Annotated in this window: 18 protein-coding genes; 13 read left to right on the forward strand and 5 right to left on the reverse strand. The window is 39.3% G+C overall.

What is annotated here, in order from left to right; genetic code table 11:
* Positions 1-4 precede the first annotated feature (4 nt).
* The 3 genes from JK139_RS03760 to JK139_RS03770 form a co-directional block, all read right to left on the reverse strand.
* Positions 5-1,429 (reverse strand): hypothetical protein, encoded by a 1,425-nt coding sequence (locus JK139_RS03760; RefSeq protein WP_075051677.1) that lies wholly within the window; start codon positions 1,427-1,429, stop codon positions 5-7.
* Position 1,430: 1 nt separating this feature from the next.
* Positions 1,431-2,015, reverse strand: coding sequence for an RNA polymerase sigma factor (locus tag JK139_RS03765; RefSeq protein WP_074420408.1), 585 nt, complete (start codon positions 2,013-2,015; stop codon positions 1,431-1,433).
* Between the two features lie 180 nt (positions 2,016-2,195).
* The gene (locus JK139_RS03770; RefSeq protein ID WP_081299054.1) at positions 2,196-2,540 is read right to left on the reverse strand and encodes a PepSY-like domain-containing protein; all 345 of its coding nucleotides are present in this window, start codon (positions 2,538-2,540) and stop codon (positions 2,196-2,198) included.
* Between the two features lie 271 nt (positions 2,541-2,811).
* Between JK139_RS03770 and JK139_RS03775 the strand changes: the two genes are divergently transcribed.
* From JK139_RS03775 to JK139_RS03835, 13 genes are all read left to right on the forward strand, one after another.
* Positions 2,812-5,625, forward strand: coding sequence for a TonB-dependent receptor (locus JK139_RS03775; protein ID WP_074421024.1), 2,814 nt, complete (start codon positions 2,812-2,814; stop codon positions 5,623-5,625).
* A gap of 431 nt (positions 5,626-6,056) precedes the next feature.
* Positions 6,057-6,767, forward strand: a complete 711-nt coding sequence (locus JK139_RS03780; RefSeq protein WP_074421023.1) for a GNAT family N-acetyltransferase — start codon at positions 6,057-6,059, stop codon at positions 6,765-6,767.
* A 28-nt stretch (positions 6,768-6,795) separates the two neighbouring features.
* Positions 6,796-8,001 (forward strand): argininosuccinate synthase, encoded by a 1,206-nt coding sequence (locus JK139_RS03785; RefSeq protein ID WP_074420488.1) that lies wholly within the window; start codon positions 6,796-6,798, stop codon positions 7,999-8,001.
* On the forward strand, positions 7,991-8,974 hold the full coding sequence (argC, locus tag JK139_RS03790) for an N-acetyl-gamma-glutamyl-phosphate reductase (RefSeq protein WP_218330623.1): 984 nt from the start codon (positions 7,991-7,993) through the stop codon (positions 8,972-8,974). Before JK139_RS03785 ends, argC begins: the two co-directional genes overlap by 11 nt.
* 115 nt (positions 8,975-9,089) lie before the next feature.
* Positions 9,090-10,262 carry an aspartate aminotransferase family protein gene (locus JK139_RS03795; protein WP_074420486.1) on the forward strand — a complete coding sequence of 391 codons (1,173 nt, stop codon included), beginning with the start codon at positions 9,090-9,092 and terminating at the stop codon, positions 10,260-10,262.
* Between the two features lie 31 nt (positions 10,263-10,293).
* On the forward strand, positions 10,294-11,298 hold the full coding sequence (locus JK139_RS03800; protein ID WP_218330624.1) for a Rossmann-fold NAD(P)-binding domain-containing protein: 1,005 nt from the start codon (positions 10,294-10,296) through the stop codon (positions 11,296-11,298).
* A complete protein-coding gene (argB, locus tag JK139_RS03805; RefSeq protein WP_074420484.1) occupies positions 11,298-12,086 on the forward strand; it encodes an acetylglutamate kinase in 789 nt (262 codons plus the stop codon). The genes JK139_RS03800 and argB overlap by 1 nt, the downstream gene beginning before the upstream one ends.
* An 11-nt stretch (positions 12,087-12,097) precedes the next feature.
* On the forward strand, positions 12,098-13,219 hold the full coding sequence (locus tag JK139_RS03810) for a M20 family metallo-hydrolase (protein WP_074420483.1): 1,122 nt from the start codon (positions 12,098-12,100) through the stop codon (positions 13,217-13,219).
* 37 nt (positions 13,220-13,256) lie between these two features.
* A complete protein-coding gene (argH, locus tag JK139_RS03815; RefSeq protein ID WP_218330625.1) occupies positions 13,257-14,600 on the forward strand; it encodes an argininosuccinate lyase in 1,344 nt (447 codons plus the stop codon).
* A gap of 173 nt (positions 14,601-14,773) precedes the next feature.
* A complete protein-coding gene (locus JK139_RS03820; RefSeq protein ID WP_228733109.1) occupies positions 14,774-15,487 on the forward strand; it encodes an FKBP-type peptidyl-prolyl cis-trans isomerase in 714 nt (237 codons plus the stop codon).
* Positions 15,488-15,597: 110 nt separating this feature from the next.
* Positions 15,598-16,869, forward strand: a complete 1,272-nt coding sequence (locus JK139_RS03825) for a hemolysin family protein (protein WP_074421021.1) — start codon at positions 15,598-15,600, stop codon at positions 16,867-16,869.
* Positions 16,870-16,983: 114 nt separating this feature from the next.
* Positions 16,984-17,841 carry a twin-arginine translocase subunit TatC gene (gene tatC / locus JK139_RS03830; RefSeq protein ID WP_074421020.1) on the forward strand — a complete coding sequence of 286 codons (858 nt, stop codon included), beginning with the start codon at positions 16,984-16,986 and terminating at the stop codon, positions 17,839-17,841.
* Positions 17,842-17,991: 150 nt separating this feature from the next.
* The gene (locus tag JK139_RS03835; protein ID WP_074421019.1) at positions 17,992-19,542 is read left to right on the forward strand and encodes a M28 family peptidase; all 1,551 of its coding nucleotides are present in this window, start codon (positions 17,992-17,994) and stop codon (positions 19,540-19,542) included.
* Between the two features lie 103 nt (positions 19,543-19,645).
* Here the strand turns inward: JK139_RS03835 and JK139_RS03840 are convergent, their stop codons facing one another.
* Together JK139_RS03840 and JK139_RS03845 are read right to left on the reverse strand one after the other, a co-directional pair.
* Positions 19,646-20,869, reverse strand: a complete 1,224-nt coding sequence (locus JK139_RS03840; protein ID WP_074421018.1) for a TlpA disulfide reductase family protein — start codon at positions 20,867-20,869, stop codon at positions 19,646-19,648.
* A 44-nt stretch (positions 20,870-20,913) separates the two neighbouring features.
* Positions 20,914-21,090, reverse strand: a complete 177-nt coding sequence (locus tag JK139_RS03845) for a hypothetical protein (RefSeq protein ID WP_218330626.1) — start codon at positions 21,088-21,090, stop codon at positions 20,914-20,916.
* Between the last annotated feature and the right edge of the window lie 87 nt (positions 21,091-21,177).

Genomic DNA, 21,177 nt, shown 5'->3' on the forward strand with positions numbered 1-21,177 from the left:
ATTTTTAGAAAGAAATATTTATCCCTGCTTCAATACCCAACTGATACGGTATGGTTGAAGGCAGTTTACTATTGGTAATAGATTGCATACCCATCTGAAAATTAGGAGTAATGAATAAAGAAGTACCGGTACTAAAAGCGTATTGAAAAGAGGTACCTGCAAAAACACTGAAATACATTTTCTTCAAACCCTGTAAGGAAGTAATTACTTCCTGTTCAGACTGGCTACCATTTTCAAAGCTTGTTTCTATGGTGGCATTCTTTAATACATTCAGTGCAATACCAACAGTGGGTGTTATCGACCATTTATTTTTATTCAACTGATAGCCCAATCTAAGCGGTACGCTGATATATTGCAAAGTATGTTTCGCCGTAGTGGTATACAGACTGTCACCAATTTGAGGTTGCACACTAAAAGAAGGTGATACATATGCATAGCCGGTTGAAGTAGTATATTTATACTGCACCAAACCATTGCTGTTTTGTGAAGCATAAATGGTTTTTGGCTGAATGGTTACGAATGATTGTGTGTACTGTAACCCAGTTGAAATCTGCCAATGCTTTACCCGATATTGTGCCAAAACACCGATTGAATAAGACAGCTCATTATTCTCTCCCTGATTGCCTTGCTGATTGCCCTGTCCCGGTTGGCTAACACCACCCGATGTATTGTGTAAATAGTTCATAAAATAGGGAGCAGCCACCAATGCAATTGAAAAATGTTGCCGTGTTAATTTTGAAATGAGCATGGAGGAAACCGGTATGGAAGGTGCAATCGTACTTGCATTGAATATGTATTTATTTTTTTCATCATTCAATTGATAAACATTTGCAAACAATACAGGTGCAACAGAATATGCGGTGTGATAATTTTGGGTGTAAAAACTATCTTCAGCAGGTAATGGTGTGTTATTTATAGTTCTATGAATACCAACAGAACGTAATAAATGAGCCGAAAAGGGAATAACAGCAGATTTTTGAACCAGAGGATTTTTTTGTTGATTTGCATAAGAACGGATTTTATTTTTATTGAGAATTTTGCTTTCAGGCTGAGCCCAATAAGGGTTTACAGATGGCGCCATAATAGCTGTCTCTGATTTTTTTGAATTGTTTATTTGAGATAGCGGCGCATTTTTATCAGATGGCATTTGCTTTCCGGAAGATGGGCCGGTTAATGCTCTCTGTACATAATCATTTTTCACCTGATGAATAGAAGGGCGTATGGTTAATAAAAGCAGTGCTACAAATAAACATATAGCAATAATGGCAGCAGCACCTCTCCAGTAAATAAATTTTCGTTTATATTTTTTATTTGCTTCGTTATTTAAATGGAGTGCAATATTTTCCCAAATGTCGGTATCGGGCATTTCACGCATATTATCAATATGCTGTTTAAAAATATCGTCTATATCTTCTAAAGGGTTACCCATGTTAATTGGCTATTTTAGTATGAACCTGAATTAAATGCTGTAATATTTTTCTGGCATCATGCAAATTAGACTTAGAGGTACCTTCACTGATATGCAACATTTCTGCAATTTCTTTATGTTTGTACCCCTCAAAAACATATAAATTGAATACTATTTTATAAGCAGCCGGAAGTGATTGTACCAATTTTAATAAAACTTTGCCATCTATACGCTCTGCCATTTGTAAATACTCATCTGAACTTTGCTCTATATTTTCCATCGTAACAATGGGCATTAATTTATTTTTATCTCTGAATTTTGCAAGTGCGGTATTCACAAATATTCTTCTAACCCATCCTTCCAGTGAACCTGTACCATTAAACTGCGCTAGATTTTTAAATATCTTTAAAAAGCCCTCCTGAAGTAAATCCTCGGCATCTGGCTTTGTAGTGCTGTACCGTAAACAAACAATCATCATTTTAGGTGCATATTTCAAATAAAAATGTTTCTGTGCATCAGGTTTTCCTGAAATACAGTCATGTATCAGTTCCTTTTCATCTTCATCCTGATATACTTTTGTCAAAACGCCAACATTGATTTCTTGCATAGATGCTATTATTCTCAAAAAGGTTGGTTGATTGGTTAAAAAAAAAGCAATTCCTTGCGGAAATAATTTTTTTTGCCTCCACAGATAATGAGGTTACACTTTTAAAGCATTCATAAAATTACCACTACATCAAAAATCAAGTCCCAGCTATTTACTTCGGCTTCATAATGTACGGTACCATCAGCTAAAGTAATATAATATATGATACTTCTTTAATTTTTTACCCAGATGATTTTTTTGAATATACTGGTGTATGGCAGCAGGTAACGCAGCGATTGGAATGGCTACCTCTGTTTCAGATAACTTGCTATTGGCATCGAACAAAGCACTCATTTCTTTACCATTTTGGTGAAAAACGGCTTCATAATTGGCATCCTCTTTTTCCCATTTGGCAGTAACACCGGGAAAATGTTTGGCAAATGCAGCTTTCACGGCAGCAGGCACTTGTGCCCACTTGAATTTTTGTGCGGTTACTGTTCGGGCCATCAATATAACGCTGGCTAACAATCCCATTAACCTTTTCATACAGGTAATTTTTTAATGATACATGAATTTGATACCGCAAATCTACCACTGAATTATGAAGCAAAACTATAGCAGCAATAAGCCATTTGTTAAAAAAGAAAAAGTCAATGGCAGAGTTAATGAGGCTTTGCAGCCATTAATAATGTTTAAACAATATTTAAACTGCTCCCATACAATAGATTTGCCCCTTTTTTGTGCTACTCTACCGATTTAATGGCCTGAAACCTAAAACTGCTTTTTACTTTGCAAGTATTAACCTTAGCACCATTGTATGAAGAAAACTATACTTTATATCTTTATTTCATTTCTGTTACAGCAATCCATATCCGTTGCACAAAGCACCGGCACCATTCGGGGTATCCTCAAAGATTCTATAGGGAAGCAGGTATTGCGGGATGCTTCGGTACTGGCATTGAATGTAAAAGATTCTTCTGTTGAAGCATCTACACTTTCCGGAGCCGGTGGTGTATTTATTTTAAGAAATGTTCCCCTCAATAGCATTTTGCTTCAAATCAGCTTTCAGGGATATGCCCCTTTTTTTAAAATCATTACCCTTAGTAACAATAAAACAACTGTAAACTTAGATACCATTTACATGGCCATACAAGCCAAAGATTTGGGTAATGTTACTGTAAAACAAGCACCTATTGCGGTTAAAAAAGATACTGTTGAGTTTAATGCAGGCAGCTTTAATGTTAAACCAAATGCTACAGCAGAAGATTTATTGAAAAAATTACCAGGTGTTGACATTGATAATACCGGCGTTATTAAAGCCCAGGGCGAAACCGTACAACGGGTACTGATTGACGGTAAACGCTTTTTTGGTGATGACCCCAAAATGGCTACCAAAAACCTACCGCCGGATGTGATTGATAAAATTCAGGTATTTGATGATTTAAGCGATCAGAGTAAGTTTACCGGCTTTGATGATGGCAACCGGGTAAAGACCATTAATATTACTACCAAAAAAAATACACGGAAAGGTTATTTCGGCAAAGCAGTTGCCGGAGTGGGTTCAGATGAAAACTATGATGAAAGTTTTAACCTGCACCGCTTTGATGGCGACCAGCAAATTTCATTGTTAGGGCAGGCCAACGACATCAATAAACAGAATTTTACACCACAGGATATTTTAGGCGGCAACACCGGTGGCAGAAGAGGCGGCGGACCACCACGTGGCGGAACGGCAGGTGTTAATGCTACCGGCATTACCTCTACCTGGGCTGGCGGTGGCAATTATAAAGATACCTGGGGCAAAAGCACCGATGTTACGGCCAGTTATTTTTACAATAACCTGCATACTACCAACGATCAGCAAAGCCTTACCCAAAACCTGTTGCCCGGCGATTCTTCTATTTTCAATAACCAAAACCAGTATAGTATTTCAAGGAATCAGGACCATCAGATTAATATGAATATGGAAAGTACTATAGATACCAATAACTCTATTATTTTCAGACCCAATGTAGTGTTCCAAACCAGTACACCCAATAGTTCCTCCACTACCCTTACAACAGGGGGACTGGGCGGCAAACAAATTAACCAGTCGGTTAGTACCGCCTCCAGCACCAATACAGGCTTTAACATCAACAATGCTAACCTGATGTTCCGGCATAAATTTGCCAAAAAATCACGTACCTTTTCTGCCAATGTAAATATGAGTGCAGGATCAAATAACGGTGTTGGGTTTATGTATTCGGTAAATAATTTTTATGTACCCTATATTAAAACAGATACCATTAACCAACGGTATATTGATTCCAGCAATAATTTTACCATTAGCCCCACCCTCTCATACACAGAACCCATTGGTAAAAACCAAATCATTGAACTGAATTACAATTACAGTTACAGCAGCAACAACAGTGTGAATAAAACGTTTAACTACGATGCCAATGCACATGATTTTCTGCAGTTTGACAGTTTATTCAGTAATTCGTACAAATTCACTTCACATTCCAATCGCTTTACAGTAAATTATCGCATGCAAAAAGAAAAAATGCGTTTCAGTGTGGGATCGGGCATACAGTGGTTAGACCAAAATAGCTTAAACACTACCAAAAATATTATGGTGAATACCCACTTCGTGAATTTAACCCCTACAGCTAATTTCATGTACAGTTTTTCACGCACCAGAAACTTACGTATTTTTTACATGGGGCGTACCGGGCAACCTTCGGTTAACCAGTTACAACCCTTAAAAACCACTTCCGATTCTATTAATTTTCAAATCGGCAACCCCAATTTAAAACCACAGTTTACACACAGCATCCGGGCATTGTACACTTCCTTCGACCCGACTACCCAGCGGATCATCTTTGCCACCGTCAATGCATCGACCGTTACAAACGATATTCAAAGCTCCATCATTCAAAATACCAATGGCGGTAAAACCACCACCTATGCCAACTTAGGCGGTACCTATAATTTCTCGGGTTACTTTAACTATGGTTTCCCACTCAGCAAACCCAAATCCAATTTAAATTTTGTCACCAACATTAATTATAACCAAAGCCAGACGCTGGTGAACAACGTGAGTAACTTTACGTACAATACCACATTGGGGCAAACCATTAAATGGACCTCCAACCTGAAGAAAATATTTGACATGAATTTCAGTTCTACCACTACATACAATATTACCCGCTATACCTTACAAGCCAACCAGAATGCCAATTTTTATACAGAAACCCTTTCTGCCGAAATCACCTGGTACAGCAAATCGGGCTGGATTGTGGCTTCTAGTTTTGATTATACTTACAATGGCAATCGTGCTGCAGGTTACAATACAAGTGTGCCTTTGTGGTCACCCAGCGTTGGCAAACAGGTATTTAAAAACAAATCCGGTGAGTTCAGGTTATCAATATTCGATTTATTGAATCAAAACACCAATGTTGCCCGCAACATTACGGCCAATACCATTCAGGATGTACGCAGCAATGTATTAACACGATATTTAATGTTAACCTTTACCTATAACCTGCGCAATTTTGCCAGTCAACAGCAAAGAATGCCCGGTATGTTCAGAGGCATGGGGCCCGATGGCTTTGGCGGTGGCATGCGGAACTTTAGAAACGAACCGTAGTTAGTTTTATGTGATGATAACAATCAAAGCTGTAATACCTTGCCAGATTGCATTGTAGCTATACCACCCACTTTTGTGAGCGGTATTTTTTTATAAAGCACCTTAAATTTTTGAATTAACGATAATTTTTTAAAGAAAAACGTTTTTTATTTAGAAACTGTACTACTTTTACGGCCTGAAATTAAAGTTGACCAAATTTATACCGAATTATACCGAACAACATTGAAACAGAAGGCAACCCATACTTATCAATTCGCAAATTGCTCCAAACAATTGGATCAGGCCTCTGCATTGGGTAACAGCAACTTCCGCTTTTTACTGCGACGACCTCGTATCTAATATTTTGACACCCGACTCTTTCCTTATTGGAATGGCCTTGCAATGGCCTGTTTTCTATTTTCAAACATCGCATTTAAAATATTGAACCAGCAGTGGAGAATCAACAAGAAATTATTGTACGTGTTGCGCATCATTTAGATACGCACTATGCTTTGCGCATTACAACCGAAATGGAGGCATCGGCAAAAGCTCGTGGTACCGGTATTGCTAAACGCTCGCCGGAATATGTGGCTGCTAAAATGCTGGAAGGCAAAGCCGTTATAGCCGTTACCACTACGGGGCAATGGGTGGGCTTCTGCTACATTGAAGAATGGAGCCACGGCAAATTTGTTGCCAATAGTGGTTTAATTGTTTCGCCCGAATTCAGAAAAACGGGCGTAGCCAAAAAAATTAAACAACGCATCTTCCAACTATCTCGCGAAAAATATCCGGAAGCGAAAATATTTGGACTGACTACCGGACTGGCCGTAATGAAAATTAACAGCGAGTTGGGTTATGAACCCGTTACCTACAGCGAATTAACCGATGATGAAGAATTTTGGGCAGGTTGTAAAAGCTGCGTGAACTATGATATTTTAATGAGCAAGGATAGAAAAAACTGCATGTGTACCGCTATGCTGTTTGATCCGAAAGATAAGCACGAACCCAAAGAAACCACTGCTAATTTTGAAAAAAAACGCAAAGTGTATGAACGTTTGTTGCATTTAAAACAAATCAGTTTTGGCAAAATATTTAAACGTAAAGAAACCAATGGCAACCCTACCAAAAATAAAAGCCTGTTCCACACCTTTTTATCATTTTAAACAACCGATACATTAAAATATTGCAAGCATGAAAACCAAAAAAGTTGTACTTGGATTTAGCGGTGGTCTAGATACTACCTTTTGTGTAAAGTACCTGAGTGAAGACAAAGGTTATGAAGTACACAGCATTTTAGTAGATACCGGCGGTTTTACCGAGGCTGAATTAAAACGCATTGAAGCACATGCCTATAGCCTGGGTGTTAAAACACATACCACGGTAAATGCCGTGCAATCGTATTACGAAAAAATTATTAAATACCTAATATTCGGTAATGTATTAAAAAACAATACCTATCCGTTAAGTGTAAGTGCCGAAAGGCTTAGCCAGGCACTGCATATTGCCGAACATGCCCAACAACTGCAAGCCGATGCCGTTGCCCATGGCAGTACTGGCGCCGGTAATGACCAGGTACGTTTTGACATGATTTTTCACATCTTAATACCCGGTGTAGAAATTATTACCCCCATCCGCGATTTACAACTAAGCCGTGAAGCCGAAATTGATTACCTGAAGCAAAAACAGGTAAATATGAATTTTGAGAAAAGTATGTATTCCATTAACAAAGGATTATGGGGTACCAGTGTAGGCGGTAAAGAAACCCTGAGCAGCAAAGGCATGTTGCCTGAATCGGCATGGCCCACACAGGTAACCAAAACACAGGAGGAAGAAGTAGAGTTGGGTTTTGTACAAGGAGAATTATTATCAGTAAACGATACCCATTTTGCGCACCCCACCGATGCCATTAAACATTTACATAGTATAGCTGCGCCTTTTGGCATTGGCCGCGATATTCATGTGGGTGATACCATTATTGGCATTAAAGGCCGCGTTGGTTTTGAAGCAGCCGCACCTATGATTATTTTAAAAGCACACCATGCTTTAGAAAAACATGTACTCACCAAATGGCAGTTAAACTGGAAAGATCAGTTGGCCGCTTTTTATGGCAACTGGTTGCATGAGGGCCAGATATTAGACCCCGTGATGCGGGATATAGAAGCTTTTTTAACCAATAGCCAGCAACAGGTTACCGGAAAAGTGTTTGTACAATTAATGCCTTATCGCTTTCAGGTCATCGGCATTGAATCGCCATTTGATTTAATGAACAGTAAATTTGGAAAATACGGTGAAATGAATACAGGTTTTACTGGCGAAGATGTAAGAGGCTTCAGCAAAATTTTTGGCAACCAGGTATCTATCTATCATAAAGTAAAGGAACAGCACCATGCAGAATAAAATAAAAGTGGGCATTATTGGCGGTGCAGGGTATACCGGTGGCGAATTAATTAGATTGCTGTTGCACCACCCTTTTGCAACCATCCATTTTGTGCACAGTAACAGCCACGCCCAACAGAAAATCGCTTCAGTACATACCGACCTGGAAGGTGATACCAACCTTCAATTTACCAATGCATTAAAGCAGGATGCCGATGTATATTTTTTATGCGTAGGCCATGGCGCTGCCAGAAAATTTTTGGAAGAACACGCCATTGATACTTCCATTCGCATCATCGATTTATCGCAGGATTTTCGGTTACACCAACATGCAACAATAGACGAACGTCACTTCGTGTACGGCTTACCCGAAATGAATAAAAAAGCCATCCAATCGGCCCGTAATATTGCCAATCCGGGTTGTTTTGCCAGTACCATTGAGTTGGGTTTACTGCCCTTGGCCAATGCGGGTATTTTGGGCGATGTGTTCACAACCGGAATTACCGGCTCTACCGGTGCGGGGCAAAGTCCCTCGGCTACCACGCATTTCAGTTGGCGCTCCAATAATATTTCCGCCTACAAAACCCTACAGCACCAGCACATTCATGAAATAGGACAAACTTTAGAACAATTGCAGGGCAATGATGGAATTACCGTTCATTTTATACCCTGGCGGGGCGATTTTACAAGGGGTATTTACGTAAGCTCAATGATAGATTGCGCCTTTCCTTTAAACGAATTAAAAGAAATGTATCAACTATACTATCGTGAAGCAGTCTTTACCCATGTATCAGATACCATGATCGATTTAAAACAGGTAGTGAACACCAATAAATGCCTCATCCATTTAGAAAAACAGGGCAATAAATTAGTGGTGCACAGTGCATTAGATAATTTATTGAAAGGCGCTTCGGGACAAGCTGTACAAAATATGAATCTGATGTTCGGATTTCCGGAAACAGCAGGCTTACAATTAAAAGCCACAGCATTTTAAACAACGGCAAAGCAGGATAGATATATAGGGCGCCATATAATAAATAATAACAACGCATCAATAAACAACTGAAACAGAATATAACAATTGATTTAAAGAATTAAACAACTAAACCATGAAACTTTTTGAAGTGTACCCATTGTATGATATTGCCATAACACGGGCAGCAGGCGCTTATGTTTGGGACGACCAGGGTGTACAATATTTAGACATGTATGGCGGCCATGCCGTTATCAGCATTGGGCATACCCATCCGCATTGGGTAAAAAGAATAGAAGACCAATTGGAAAAAATTGCCTTTTATTCCAACTCAGTACATTTACCCATACAACAAGAGCTGGCCGATAAACTGGGTAAAATCAGCGGCAAACCCGACTACCAATTATTTCTGTGTAATAGTGGCGCCGAAGCCAATGAAAATGCTTTGAAATTAGCCTCTTTTTATACCGGCAGGAAAAAGATGGTAGCCTTTTCAAAATCGTTTCACGGGCGTACCTCCCTTGCCGTAGCCGTAACCGATAATCCGGCTATTGTAGCACCGGTGAATGAAACCGACAATGTGGTATTTCTTCCCTTTAATGATGTAAGCGCATTGGAAAACTATTTTGCAGAAAATGGGCAACAGGTAGCCGCCGTAATTGTTGAAGGCATACAAGGCGTGGGTGGCATTAATATGGCTTCAGAAGCATTTTTACAAACTATTCGCACACAATGCACTGCACACAATGCCGTTTTTATTGCCGATAGTGTACAATGTGGCTATGGCCGCAGCGGCCGCTTTTTTGCACATGATTATGCTAATGTAGCCGCCGATATTTATACCATGGCCAAAGGCATGGGTAACGGATTTCCCGTTGCCGGTATTTTAATAGCTCCGCATATACCTGCCAAATATGGCATGCTGGGTACTACCTTTGGCGGTAATCCTTTAGCCTGTGCAGCAGCCTTAGGTGTTTTGGAAGTAATGGAACAGGAGAACCTGATTGAAATGGCCAAACAACGCGGCATGTATATCATGAATAAATTAAAAGAATTTCCTGAATTGGAAAATGTTCGTGGACGTGGATTGATGATAGGATTTGATGTGCCGGATTATTTAAAAGAATTAAGAAAAAAGCTGATATTCGATTACAATATTTTTACCGGCGAAGCCAAACCCAATACCATTCGCTTATTGCCCTCATTGGCCTTAACCCGTAAGCAAGCCGACGAATTTTTAGAAACCTTACGGGAAGCCATTGATGCAGTAAAAGAAGATCAAGGCTTATTGGAAAAAACCGAACAATAAATTACCCATCATACCCTTTCAACTATATTACATGAAACAGTTTATCAATGTATATGATGTATTAACGCCGGAGATGCAACATACCGGCACTGCCATCAACAACATGGTAGCAGCGGCATTGGCTTATAAAGCCCATCCGTTAAAAGATCAACATTTAGGTAAAAACTTACGTATAGGTATGTTGTTTCTTAACCCCAGCTTACGTACCCGTTTAAGCACACAGGTAGCCGCCGCTAATTTGGGTATGGAAAGCATTGTGTTTAATGTAGACAAAGAAGGATGGGCATTAGAGTTTGAAGAAGGTGCCATTATGAGTGGCAATACGGTTGAACATATTAAAGATGCTGCCCCCATTTTGGGCAGCTATTTTGATGTGTTGGCCATACGTACCTTTCCCTCATTAAAAAACCGGGAAGATGATTACAGCGAATTATACATCAACCAGTTTATTCGCTACGCCAATGTACCGGTTATTAGTTTAGAAAGCGCTACCCTACACCCCTTACAATCGCTCACCGATATTATTACCATACAGGAAGATTTACTGCGTAAATCCGGTACCGCACAAAAAAAACCAAAAGTAGTACTTACCTGGGCACCGCATGTAAAACCCTTACCGCAATGTGTAGCCAATAGCTTTGCACAATGGGTTAATGCCTGGGGTGAGGCCGATTTTGTAATTACGCATCCGGAAGATTATGCCTTAGATACCCAATTTACCAACGGTGCCACCATTACGCATAACCAAACAGAAGCATTACAAGATGCCGATTATGTATATGTAAAAAACTGGAGCACCTACCACGACTATGGCAAAATATATGAAAACGACCCGGCCTGGATGTTGACCAATGAAAGGCTGGCACTTACCAATAATGCCAAAGTAATGCATTGCCTGCCGGTTAGAAGAAATGTGGAATTGAGTGATGAAATATTAGATGGCCCCAACAGCCTGGTAACGACAGAGGCAGGTAACCGCGTATGGGCCGCGCAGGCAGTATTGACCAATATTTTACAAACCCTGAAACAAGGCTAATGGAACAGGTATTTATTTTAAAAGTAGGCGGCAATATTATTGATGACGAACAGCAACTCGCTGCTTTCCTGCAGGCCTTTGCCGAAATACCAGGAAAAAAAATATTGATTCATGGCGGCGGTAAACTGGCTACCCGCATGGCAGCACAATTACAAATACCACAACAAATGGTGGGCGGACGCAGAATTACGGATGCAGAAACGCTTAAAACTGTTACCATGGTGTATGCCGGCTACATAAACAAAAATATAGTAGCCCAATTGCAATCTTTTCAATGTAATGCAATAGGTTTAACCGGCGCCGATGGCAATTTAATACAAGCCCACCAACGCATACACCCAACTATTGATTATGGTTTTGTGGGCGATGTAGATGGTATTAACACCGCATTATTACAACAATTGCTCAACAACAATAGCAGTGTGGTAGTAGCGCCTATTACCCATAACGGCAATGGGCATTTACTGAATACCAATGCCGATACCATTGCGCAGGAAATAGCAACAGCGCTGGCACCACACTATGCAGTATCGTTAATTTATCTGTTTGAAAAAGCTGGCGTATTAATGGATGTAAACGATGATACATCGGTGGTTCCATTGATCACGCCCCAAATATATGCACAACTGAAAGCACAGGGAATTATTGCAGATGGCATGCTGCCCAAATTAGAGAATGCGTTTACCGCATTGCAAAAGGGGGTGCAGCGTGTTATAATTGGCAAAGCAAACGTATTATCCGAACTATTGAAGGGTACTTCCGGTACCACCCTTACTTCGGGAACATAAAAAAATTCTTTATGCAGTCAAACGAATCGGTTACAACGGTAGCATATTTAGCAAAAGATGCAACCCGGCTTTTAAAAAAATTAATTGCTACCCCTTCCTTCAGCAAAGAAGAGGAGGAAACAGCAGAATTAATTCAAACATTCTTAGAAAGCAAAGGGGTAACTACCCATCAGTTCTTAAATAATATCTGGGCAAAAAACAAATACTTTAATCCCGATAAACCCACTATCCTCTTAAACTCACACCACGATACGGTAAAACCCAATAAAGCCTATACCCTGCCTCCATTTGAACCTATTGAAAAAGATGGTAAATTATACGGCTTAGGCAGTAATGATGCCGGCGGATGCTTAGTTTCTTTAATGGCTGTTTTTTTACATTTTTACCAGCAGGAAAATCTGGCTTATAACCTCATTATGGCCGCAACGGCAGAAGAAGAAATTTCAGGCAGCAATGGCGTAGAAATATTGTTACCCCGCCTACCTAAAATAGATTGCGGCATTGTAGGCGAACCTACTTTAATGAATATGGCCCTGGCTGAAAAAGGTTTACTGGTTATTGATTGCACGGCACAAGGCAAACCCGGCCATGCAGCCAGAGAAGAAGGCGATAATGCCATATTAAAAGCCATGAAAGATATTGAATGGTTTACACAATACCGGTTTGAGAAAGTGAGCGATTTATTAGGGCCTGTTAAAATGAGTGTTACCGTTATTCAAACCGATAATAAACAGCACAATGTAGTGCCGGCACAATGCCAGTTTGTAGTAGATATTCGGGTAAATGAATTGTATACTTTTGAAGAAATACTGGCGGTAATTCAACAAAACATACAAAGTCAGTTTCAGCCAAGAAGCTGCCGTTTACGTTCTACCTCCATTGCAATGGAACATCCGCTGATACAAGCAGGACTTAGTTTAGGCAGAACCTGTTACGGATCGCCCACTACCAGCGATAAAGCATTGATGCCCTTCCCTACGTTGAAAATGGGGCCGGGCGACAGCGCCAGAAGCCATAGTGCGGATGAGTTTATTTTTACGGATGAGATTACCAACGGTATTGCATTATACATTGAACTATTGAACAAAGTATTACTACCTGTTTCCGAAAAAAAGCAGCCGGTAAAACAATAAAAACTGATTTATTTTTTAACCACGTATATACAACATCATGAAACTCTGGCAAAAAGATAGCGGTGCATTACAGGCAGTAGAACAGTTTACTGTAGGCAACGATAGGGCTATGGACATGTACCTGGCATCCTTTGATGTATTGGGTTCAATGGCACATATTACCATGCTGGCATCCGTGGGATTATTGGAAACATCAGAAGCCCGATTATTGAAAAAAGAACTGCTTCATATTTATACTACCATTGAAGCCGGCCAATTTCAGTTAGCAGATGATGTGGAAGACATACATTCACAAATTGAAATTTTGCTTACCGAAAAATTAGGCGAAGTAGGCAAAAAAATACACAGTGCCCGCAGCAGAAACGATCAGGTGTTGGTAGACATTAAATTGTTTTTACGCCACGAAATTACCGATACCGTTAGGGCCATACAGCTATTTTTTTCCCTACTGCAACAACAAAGCGAGCGGTTCAAAAACCATTTACTGCCCGGCTACACGCATTTGCAATTGGCCATGCCCTCTTCTTTTGGGTTATGGTTTGGCGCTTATGCCGAAAGTTTGGTGGATGATTGTATTACACTGCAATCGGCGTATAAAGTGGTCAATAAAAATCCCTTAGGCAGTGCAGCGGGTTATGGTTCATCTTTCCCCATTAACCGTACATTGACCACCAATTTATTAGGCTTTGATGATTTGAATTACAATGTAGTTTATGCACAAATGGGTAGGGGTAAGGCAGAACGCATCACCGCACAAGCTTTGGCCAATGTAGCTGACACCTTAGCTCGTTTAAGTATGGACATGTGCCTGTACCTGAACCAGAATTTCGATTTTGTATCTTTCCCGGCTGAGTTAACAACCGGCAGCAGCATTATGCCGCATAAAAAAAATCCGGATGTATTTGAACTCATTCGTTCGCATTGTAATCGTATCAAAGCATTGCCGAATGAAATTACCTTGCAAACCACCAATTTGCCATCAGGCTATCATCGCGATTTGCAATTATTAAAAGAACATTTGTTTCCTGCCTTTAGCATTGTACGTCAATGCCTGCAAATGGCTACGCTGATGCTAGAAAATATACACATTAAGGAGCATATTATTGCCGATGAAAAATACCGCTATCTATTTAGTGTGGAAGAAGTAAACAAATTAGTATTACAGGGCGTACCTTTTCGCGAAGCCTATCAACAAATTGGCCGGCAAATTGAAGCCGGGCAATTTACCTACAGCACCCAATTGCACCATACCCATGAAGGCAGTATAGGTAATTTGTGTAACCCGCAAATACAACACCAAATGGATACCGTAATAGCCGGATTTGGTTTTGAAAAAGCAGCACAGGCTATTGCTCAATTGCTGGCCGATGCCAAAGGATGATGACAGAAATCTGTTAAAAACAGCATTGCCAACCTATAAAAAACCGGCATCCTGTATTTCCATTCAAATTTGTTGCTTATCATTGCTTACGAAATAAAAATTGTTGTTCAAAAAACAACCGATGAAAGTTATACAGATTGTACATTATCAACACATCCTATTAAGCTAAGTATATGACTAAATTATTCCTTCCTATCGCTATTTTATTAGGCAGCCCAGCATTGCATGCACAAATCAAAAAGCCCATGCCAACGCACAGCACGACACATCCTAATACCCTTCTACTCAAAACAGAAAAAGACTCAGCCAGTTATGCATTGGGTATTAGTGTGGGGCAATCGTTAGAAGCACAAAACCTATCCAATATCAATACCGAATTATTTTTGAAAGGCTTAAAAGAAATTACCGAAAAGAAAAAAGTGCAACTAACCGATGCGCAGGTAATGAATATCATTACTGCTTATGCAGCCAAAATGCATGAGCTGAGAACTCAGGCCAATATAGCAGCCGGCAAAAAATTTCTGGAAGCCAATGGCAAACGTCCTGGTGTAGTTACCCTGCCCGATGGATTGGAATATGAAGTACTGAAAGCCGGTACCGATACCATAAAACCCACCTTAGCCGATAAAGTAACCTGCCATTACCACGGTACACTTATTGACGGAACAGTATTTGATAGTTCGGTTGATAGAGGCGAGCCAGTAACCTTTCCATTGAATGGCGTGATAAAAGGCTGGCAGGAAGCCCTGCAATTAATGACCATAGGCAGCAAGTGGAAAATTTACCTTCCCTCCGATTTGGCTTATGGCAACAAAGGAGCAGGCGAAAAAATTGGCCCCGGCGCTACCTTGGTTTTTACGGTAGAACTGTTGGGTGTTCAAAAATAATGGACATCACCCCCTAAAAATTACATAAAAGCAATCTTAAAAGCTATTAGCGTAGGTTGCAGTTGATGGCATGTGGTACATATCATTAAGATTTATTACTTTCGTATGGTATGGATCAATTGTACACCTTTATTTGGCTAATTGTTACACTACTGTTCATCGGTTTTTTTGCCGGTTATGAAATTGCTTTTTTAAGTGCCAATCGTTTAAGCATTGAATTAAAGAAAAAGCAGGGCCGCAGCGGTGGCATTATTGTAGGTAAATTTTTAGATAAGCCCACACAATTTATAGGCACCTGCCTGATTGGTGTGAATGTTTTTTTGGTGGCCTATGGCTTGTTGTTTGATGAATTACTCAACTCCAGTATCTGGAATTTCTTTAAACGCTTTTTCGATATTGAAAATAGCTATTTGAAATTGATTTTCAATACCCTGCTCTCTACTCTGATTGTATTAATTTTTGGTGAATTTATACCTAAAGCCATTTTTCGTGCCAGGAACGACAGTTTATTGATTGTTTTTGCACCTTTGGCAAAATTCTTCCACAATATTTTTCAACCATTGGCCGTATTTTTTGTAGGCATTTCACAATGGATTTTAAAATACATTTTTAATGTGCCGGTGAAAGATAAAAGTGAGGTATTCAGTAAAATAGATTTGGAGCATTTATACCAACAAAATAAAGATACCGATGAAGAAAATGCAGAGGTAAACAATGAGTTGTTTGAAAACGCATTGAGCTTACCCATGGTTAAAATACGCCAGTGCTTAGTACCCCGAACCGAAATTGAAGCAGTTGAAATCACCGCAACCTTAGAGGAAGTACGCGAACGCTACATACAAACCAAACTCAGCAAGCTGATTGTATATGAAGATACCATCGATAATATTTTGGGCTATATTCATCAGTTAGACTTGTTTAAAAAACCCGCTGCCATTAAAGATATTTTGTTGCCAATACCAGCCGTTCCTGAAACCATGAGCGCCACCGATTTAATCAACAAATTCACCAAAGAACGCAAAACCATTGCCTGGGTGGTAGATGAATTTGGCGGCACGGCAGGTATTGTTACATTAGAAGATTTATTGGAAGAAATTTTTGGAGAAATTAAAGATGAATACGACACCGAAGATTTGGTGGAAAAACAAATAGCCGAAAAAGAATTTTTGTTCAGCGGCCGGCTGGAATTGGACTATCTGAACGAAAAATACCATTTGGAATTTAATGATGAAGAATCAGAAACACTGAGTGGATTTATTATTAACCAGCATACCACCATTCCCAAGCCCAAAGAAAAAATCATCATCGGTCCTTACCAGTTTGATATATTGAATGTGAGTGAAACCCGCATTGATATGGTAAAATTAAAAATATTAGAATAAGCAATACCCCTGTTGGTAGAAGGTTACAAGGTTTATTTTGTTAAATACATATTTTTCGTTTTTTGCTAACTTCATCCCATTAACTTTGTGCCCTAATTGAATGTTGCAGGATCAATGGCAAATTTTCGTAAAAAAAATGGAACCGCCGAAACCGTTGAGATGACCTTTATTGATCATCTGGATGCTTTACGGATGCATATCATCCGCAGTGTTTTGGTGATATTTATAACCAGTATTGTTATTTTTATTTACCGTAACTGGGTATTCGATAATATTATTACCGGTCCCATCAATCCCAATTTTATTACCTATCGTGCTTTATACAAAATAAGCCATTGGTTGGGTATGGGCGATGGATTAACCCTACCACCCGTTCAGGTAAACATGCAAACTACCAGTTTCGGCGGTCAGTTTCTGGGCAGTATTACATTAGCTTTTACTATGGGCGCTATCGTATCGGCTCCTTATGTATTTTGGGAATTATGGCGTTTTATTAAACCGGCATTAACCCCCAAAGAATTGAAGAATACCCGCTTTGCTATTTTTTGGGTTTCGTTTTTCTTTTTTCTGGGTGCTGCATTCGGCTTCTTTTTATTAGGCCCCTATACCTTTAACTTCTTAGCCAATTTTAAATTAGGCACGCTTTCTATGTTAGAAACCCGGCCTACCCTTACCGATTATTTAGAGAACTTAACTAATATTATTCTGGGTTGTGGACTGGCCTTTGAGTTGCCTGTGGTAACCTTTGTACTCACCCGTATTGGTTTATTAACCCCCATGTTCATGCGCCGCAGCAGGCGTTATGCCATTGTTATTTTGCTCACCATTGCTGCATTCATTACGCCCAGTCCCGACTGGATGAGTATGATGATTGTGTTTGTACCCTTAATGTCGCTGTACGAATTGAGTATTCTGGTGGCCGCTAAAGTGTATAAAGATGAGCAAAAGAAAGAAAAAGAAGAATGGGGATAATGGGAGAACCCTACCATTAGTGTAATTCTTTTCAATTTACTTGCCGCTCCTTCTTATTTTCGATACGTATTTTTTAAAATGGTCAATATGCCGGAATAGACACTATTTTGCATATTAACCATGAATTATTTTTTACTTAAACCAATGCACATGATGAAGAAAATGTTACTCTTTGTTGCGCTGTTTGCCACCTGGCAGTTACAGGCACAAACCGGTGAGGATGCTGCACAAAAATTTGCACAACTCATTAATCCTACAGCTTTAAAAGAAAAATTAACCATTTTAGCCAGCGATGAAATGGAGGGCCGCGAAACCGCTACTCCCGGCCAAAAGAAAGCTGCTGCTTACATTGAATCAGAATTTAAAAAATTTGGATTAAAGCCAGGCAATGGCAACAGCTATCAGCAATACTTCCCCGTTTATCAGGATGAATTAACCGATGAACAGTTTCGTATTAATGGCGTAAACTATGCATGGAATAAGGATTATAATTTTTCTATCAATGCGTTGCAAGATGGTCAGTTTAATTATCAGAACACTGTTTTTGCCGGATATGGCATTGTAGATGAAAATGCCAACATTAACGAATACAAAGGTTTAGATGTTGCCGGTAAATTAGTGATTGTATTAGAAGGCGGACCTAAAGACTTAATGGAAAAAATCAAAGTTCCCAACAATCGTTTCAGTCCATTTGGTATGTATGCAAAAGTAATGGCAGTCCGCCGTTTAGGTGCAGCCGGCATTTTATTGGTTTCTAATGAATACCCAAGAGAAAAGCCTGTTTCTAAAATGGGCAATATGTACCTGAAACCCAATGAAGGAAAACCCTTTATCAATGCCACCATTTCTACGGCAATGACTTCTGCGTTATTGGGCAGAACCGCCACATTAAGCTGGCAACAATTGGCAGATATAAATCCGGGCACCTATTATGCGGATGTGCAAATTGCTATGCACAAAAAAACCAATGAATTACAAAGCAGCAATGTAATTGCCATTTTACCCGGTACCGATAAAAAAGATGAATATGTATTTTTAACCGCTCATTATGACCACTTAGGAAAACATGATGGCAAAATATATTATGGTGCCGATGATGATGGTTCTGGAACAACCGCTGTACTACAAATGGCAGAAGCTTTTAGCGCCGCAGCTAAAGAAGGCTATAAACCACACCGCACCATTGTATTTATGACGGTTAGTGGTGAAGAAAAAGGTTTATGGGGTAGTGAATACTATTCAGAACATCCCATCTTCCCATTAGATAAAACCTCTGTTGATTTGAATACAGATATGATAGGCCGATTAGATACCGAACGTAAAACAGCCGATTCATTAAACTATGTATATGTAATTGGGCACGATAAATTAAGCAGCGAATTACCCATTATTAATGAAGCCGTCAATAAAAAATATGTAGGCTTGAATTTAGATTACAAGTACGACTATCCACAGGATCCTAATCGTATTTACTACCGCAGCGATCATTATAATTTTGCCAAGAAAGGTGTACCCATTCTATTTTTTTATGATGGCATGTTGTTAGCCGATTACCACAAGCCAACCGATACAGTTGATAAAATTAATTTTGAACTGATGAGTAAAAGAGCCCAGATGATATTTTACACAGCCTGGGAAATGGCCAACCGCGATAATATGTTGGTACGCGATAAACCATTGAATATGCCCAATGCCCGATAATGCGCAATATTCCATTATTTACAGCAACCCCATACCGTTTGGTATGGGGGTTTTTTAATTAGGGAATATGGATTATAAAACTGAATCGTAGTAATAGAAATATTTAATACTCAAAAATAGCATGTAGCTGCTGTTTTAATGCAGGAATATAAGCAATGGGAGAAGTATAGTAGCCACCATATTTCGCTACAATACAACCTTGTTTATCTAATAGCAGCATAGATGGAATTGTTACTATTTGATAGGCATCCCCAATTTTTTGTAATTGCCCTCCATCTTTTTTAATCACCGGCTGATCAAATATTTGAATCCAAGGCAGGTTGGCATGTTCTACCCAACGGTGCCAGTCTGCAGCACTTTCTTCAGTAGAAATACTTATAATAGCTAAATGATTCCGATATAGTGAATCTATATTTTTGAGATACGGTTCTATTTGCCGGCATGGCAGGCAATAAGAGGCACCGAACTCCAATAAAACATATTGCTGCTGTTTGTATGCTGCCAAATGTATGGTATTACCTTTTACATCTGTTATGGTAAAATCGGGCACAGTATTTCCTACTGCAAATTTTTTTTCATTGGCAATATATTGCGCAATCATCTTACCATTCTTACTCTTCTTTAAATCATCAGGAAAAGAGGCATACATTTTTTCTATAGTAGCAAGGGGCATCCAATCATTTTTGGCAGACGCTAACCAACTTAATATAAAATAAGAAAATGGATGTTGTAAAATAAACAATGAATCATCCGTTTTTTCACTGCGATTAAACAGATGTACCCTTTCCTGAAGCTGTTGTAGCAATGACCGATATACAGCAATTAGCGAAGTATTATTTTCATGCGCAGCTTTTTGAATAATTTGCTGATAAAAAAGTATACTATCACGCAATGGTTTTAGCAAGGCCTTATAGCGTGCTTCAATACGTCTGTACGCATTAAAAATACTGTCTTCTTCAGAACCTGTTAAGTGTGCATTGTAATATACATTATTCTTAGGAAGTGTTAGGTGCATGGTTGCAGGCGATAAGAAAATATCACAATACTCATTACTGGCTATAGCATTCATTACCGGCCCAATAGAACAGGAAGCCATTACCGGTTCTGCAATGCAGCCTTTAAAATAAAAACTTTGGTTAACCACTTTACAACTGTCTGTTACAAATTTTGTAAGAGTTGCCGCATATTGCAGGTAAATCGTTGTACCATTTGGCCATTGTGTAGTACCTTGTAAGGTAAAAGATTTACAGGCACCCTGTTGGGCGAATAGGCAAGGAAAAGAGAATAAAAGAAGAAAGGGGGAAAAGAAGAAAATTGACTTTCGCATATTTTTTTATAAATAAAATAAAAATATAGAAAACAAAAAATAAATTAAGCACCTATTAAATAGGTGCTTAAAATTTTAGGAACATGCATAATAATAATAAGGTAGCGATTGCGTATTACATAAAGTTCTTGTGCATGTACCTGAAGTGCCCGCAATAGTTGTGCAAGTTGTACCCGGCCCACTTCCTGCAGGGCATTCTTGATTACAATCATCACTACCACCTTTAATTTGTTTCATTTCTTCTTTAGTTAATTGTTTCATTTTTGTAAAATTTAAAAGTTTAAAAATATACCTGTACACCTGCACAG

This window comes from Hydrotalea lipotrueae, from assembly GCF_019249625.1.
Lineage (GTDB): Bacteria > Bacteroidota > Bacteroidia > Chitinophagales > Chitinophagaceae > Hydrotalea > Hydrotalea flava.

Bases quoted from the DNA above. Each gene is read 5' to 3' on its own strand.
- JK139_RS03760 (WP_075051677.1), bottom strand. From the start codon at position 1,429: ATGGGTAACCCTTTAGAAGATATAGACGATATTTTTAAACAGCATATT.
- JK139_RS03765 (WP_074420408.1), bottom strand. From the start codon at position 2,015: ATGCAAGAAATCAATGTTGGCGTTTTGACAAAAGTATATCAGGATGAA.
- JK139_RS03770 (WP_081299054.1), bottom strand. From the start codon at position 2,540: ATGAAAAGGTTAATGGGATTGTTAGCCAGCGTTATATTGATGGCCCGA.
- JK139_RS03775 (WP_074421024.1), top strand. From the start codon at position 2,812: ATGAAGAAAACTATACTTTATATCTTTATTTCATTTCTGTTACAGCAA.
- JK139_RS03785 (WP_074420488.1), top strand. From the start codon at position 6,796: ATGAAAACCAAAAAAGTTGTACTTGGATTTAGCGGTGGTCTAGATACT.
- argC (WP_218330623.1), top strand. From the start codon at position 7,991: ATGCAGAATAAAATAAAAGTGGGCATTATTGGCGGTGCAGGGTATACC.
- JK139_RS03795 (WP_074420486.1), top strand. From the start codon at position 9,090: ATGAAACTTTTTGAAGTGTACCCATTGTATGATATTGCCATAACACGG.
- JK139_RS03800 (WP_218330624.1), top strand. From the start codon at position 10,294: ATGAAACAGTTTATCAATGTATATGATGTATTAACGCCGGAGATGCAA.
- argB (WP_074420484.1), top strand. From the start codon at position 11,298: ATGGAACAGGTATTTATTTTAAAAGTAGGCGGCAATATTATTGATGAC.
- JK139_RS03810 (WP_074420483.1), top strand. From the start codon at position 12,098: ATGCAGTCAAACGAATCGGTTACAACGGTAGCATATTTAGCAAAAGAT.
- argH (WP_218330625.1), top strand. From the start codon at position 13,257: ATGAAACTCTGGCAAAAAGATAGCGGTGCATTACAGGCAGTAGAACAG.
- JK139_RS03820 (WP_228733109.1), top strand. From the start codon at position 14,774: ATGACTAAATTATTCCTTCCTATCGCTATTTTATTAGGCAGCCCAGCA.
- JK139_RS03825 (WP_074421021.1), top strand. From the start codon at position 15,598: ATGGATCAATTGTACACCTTTATTTGGCTAATTGTTACACTACTGTTC.
- tatC (WP_074421020.1), top strand. From the start codon at position 16,984: ATGGCAAATTTTCGTAAAAAAAATGGAACCGCCGAAACCGTTGAGATG.
- JK139_RS03835 (WP_074421019.1), top strand. From the start codon at position 17,992: ATGATGAAGAAAATGTTACTCTTTGTTGCGCTGTTTGCCACCTGGCAG.
- JK139_RS03840 (WP_074421018.1), bottom strand. From the start codon at position 20,869: ATGCGAAAGTCAATTTTCTTCTTTTCCCCCTTTCTTCTTTTATTCTCT.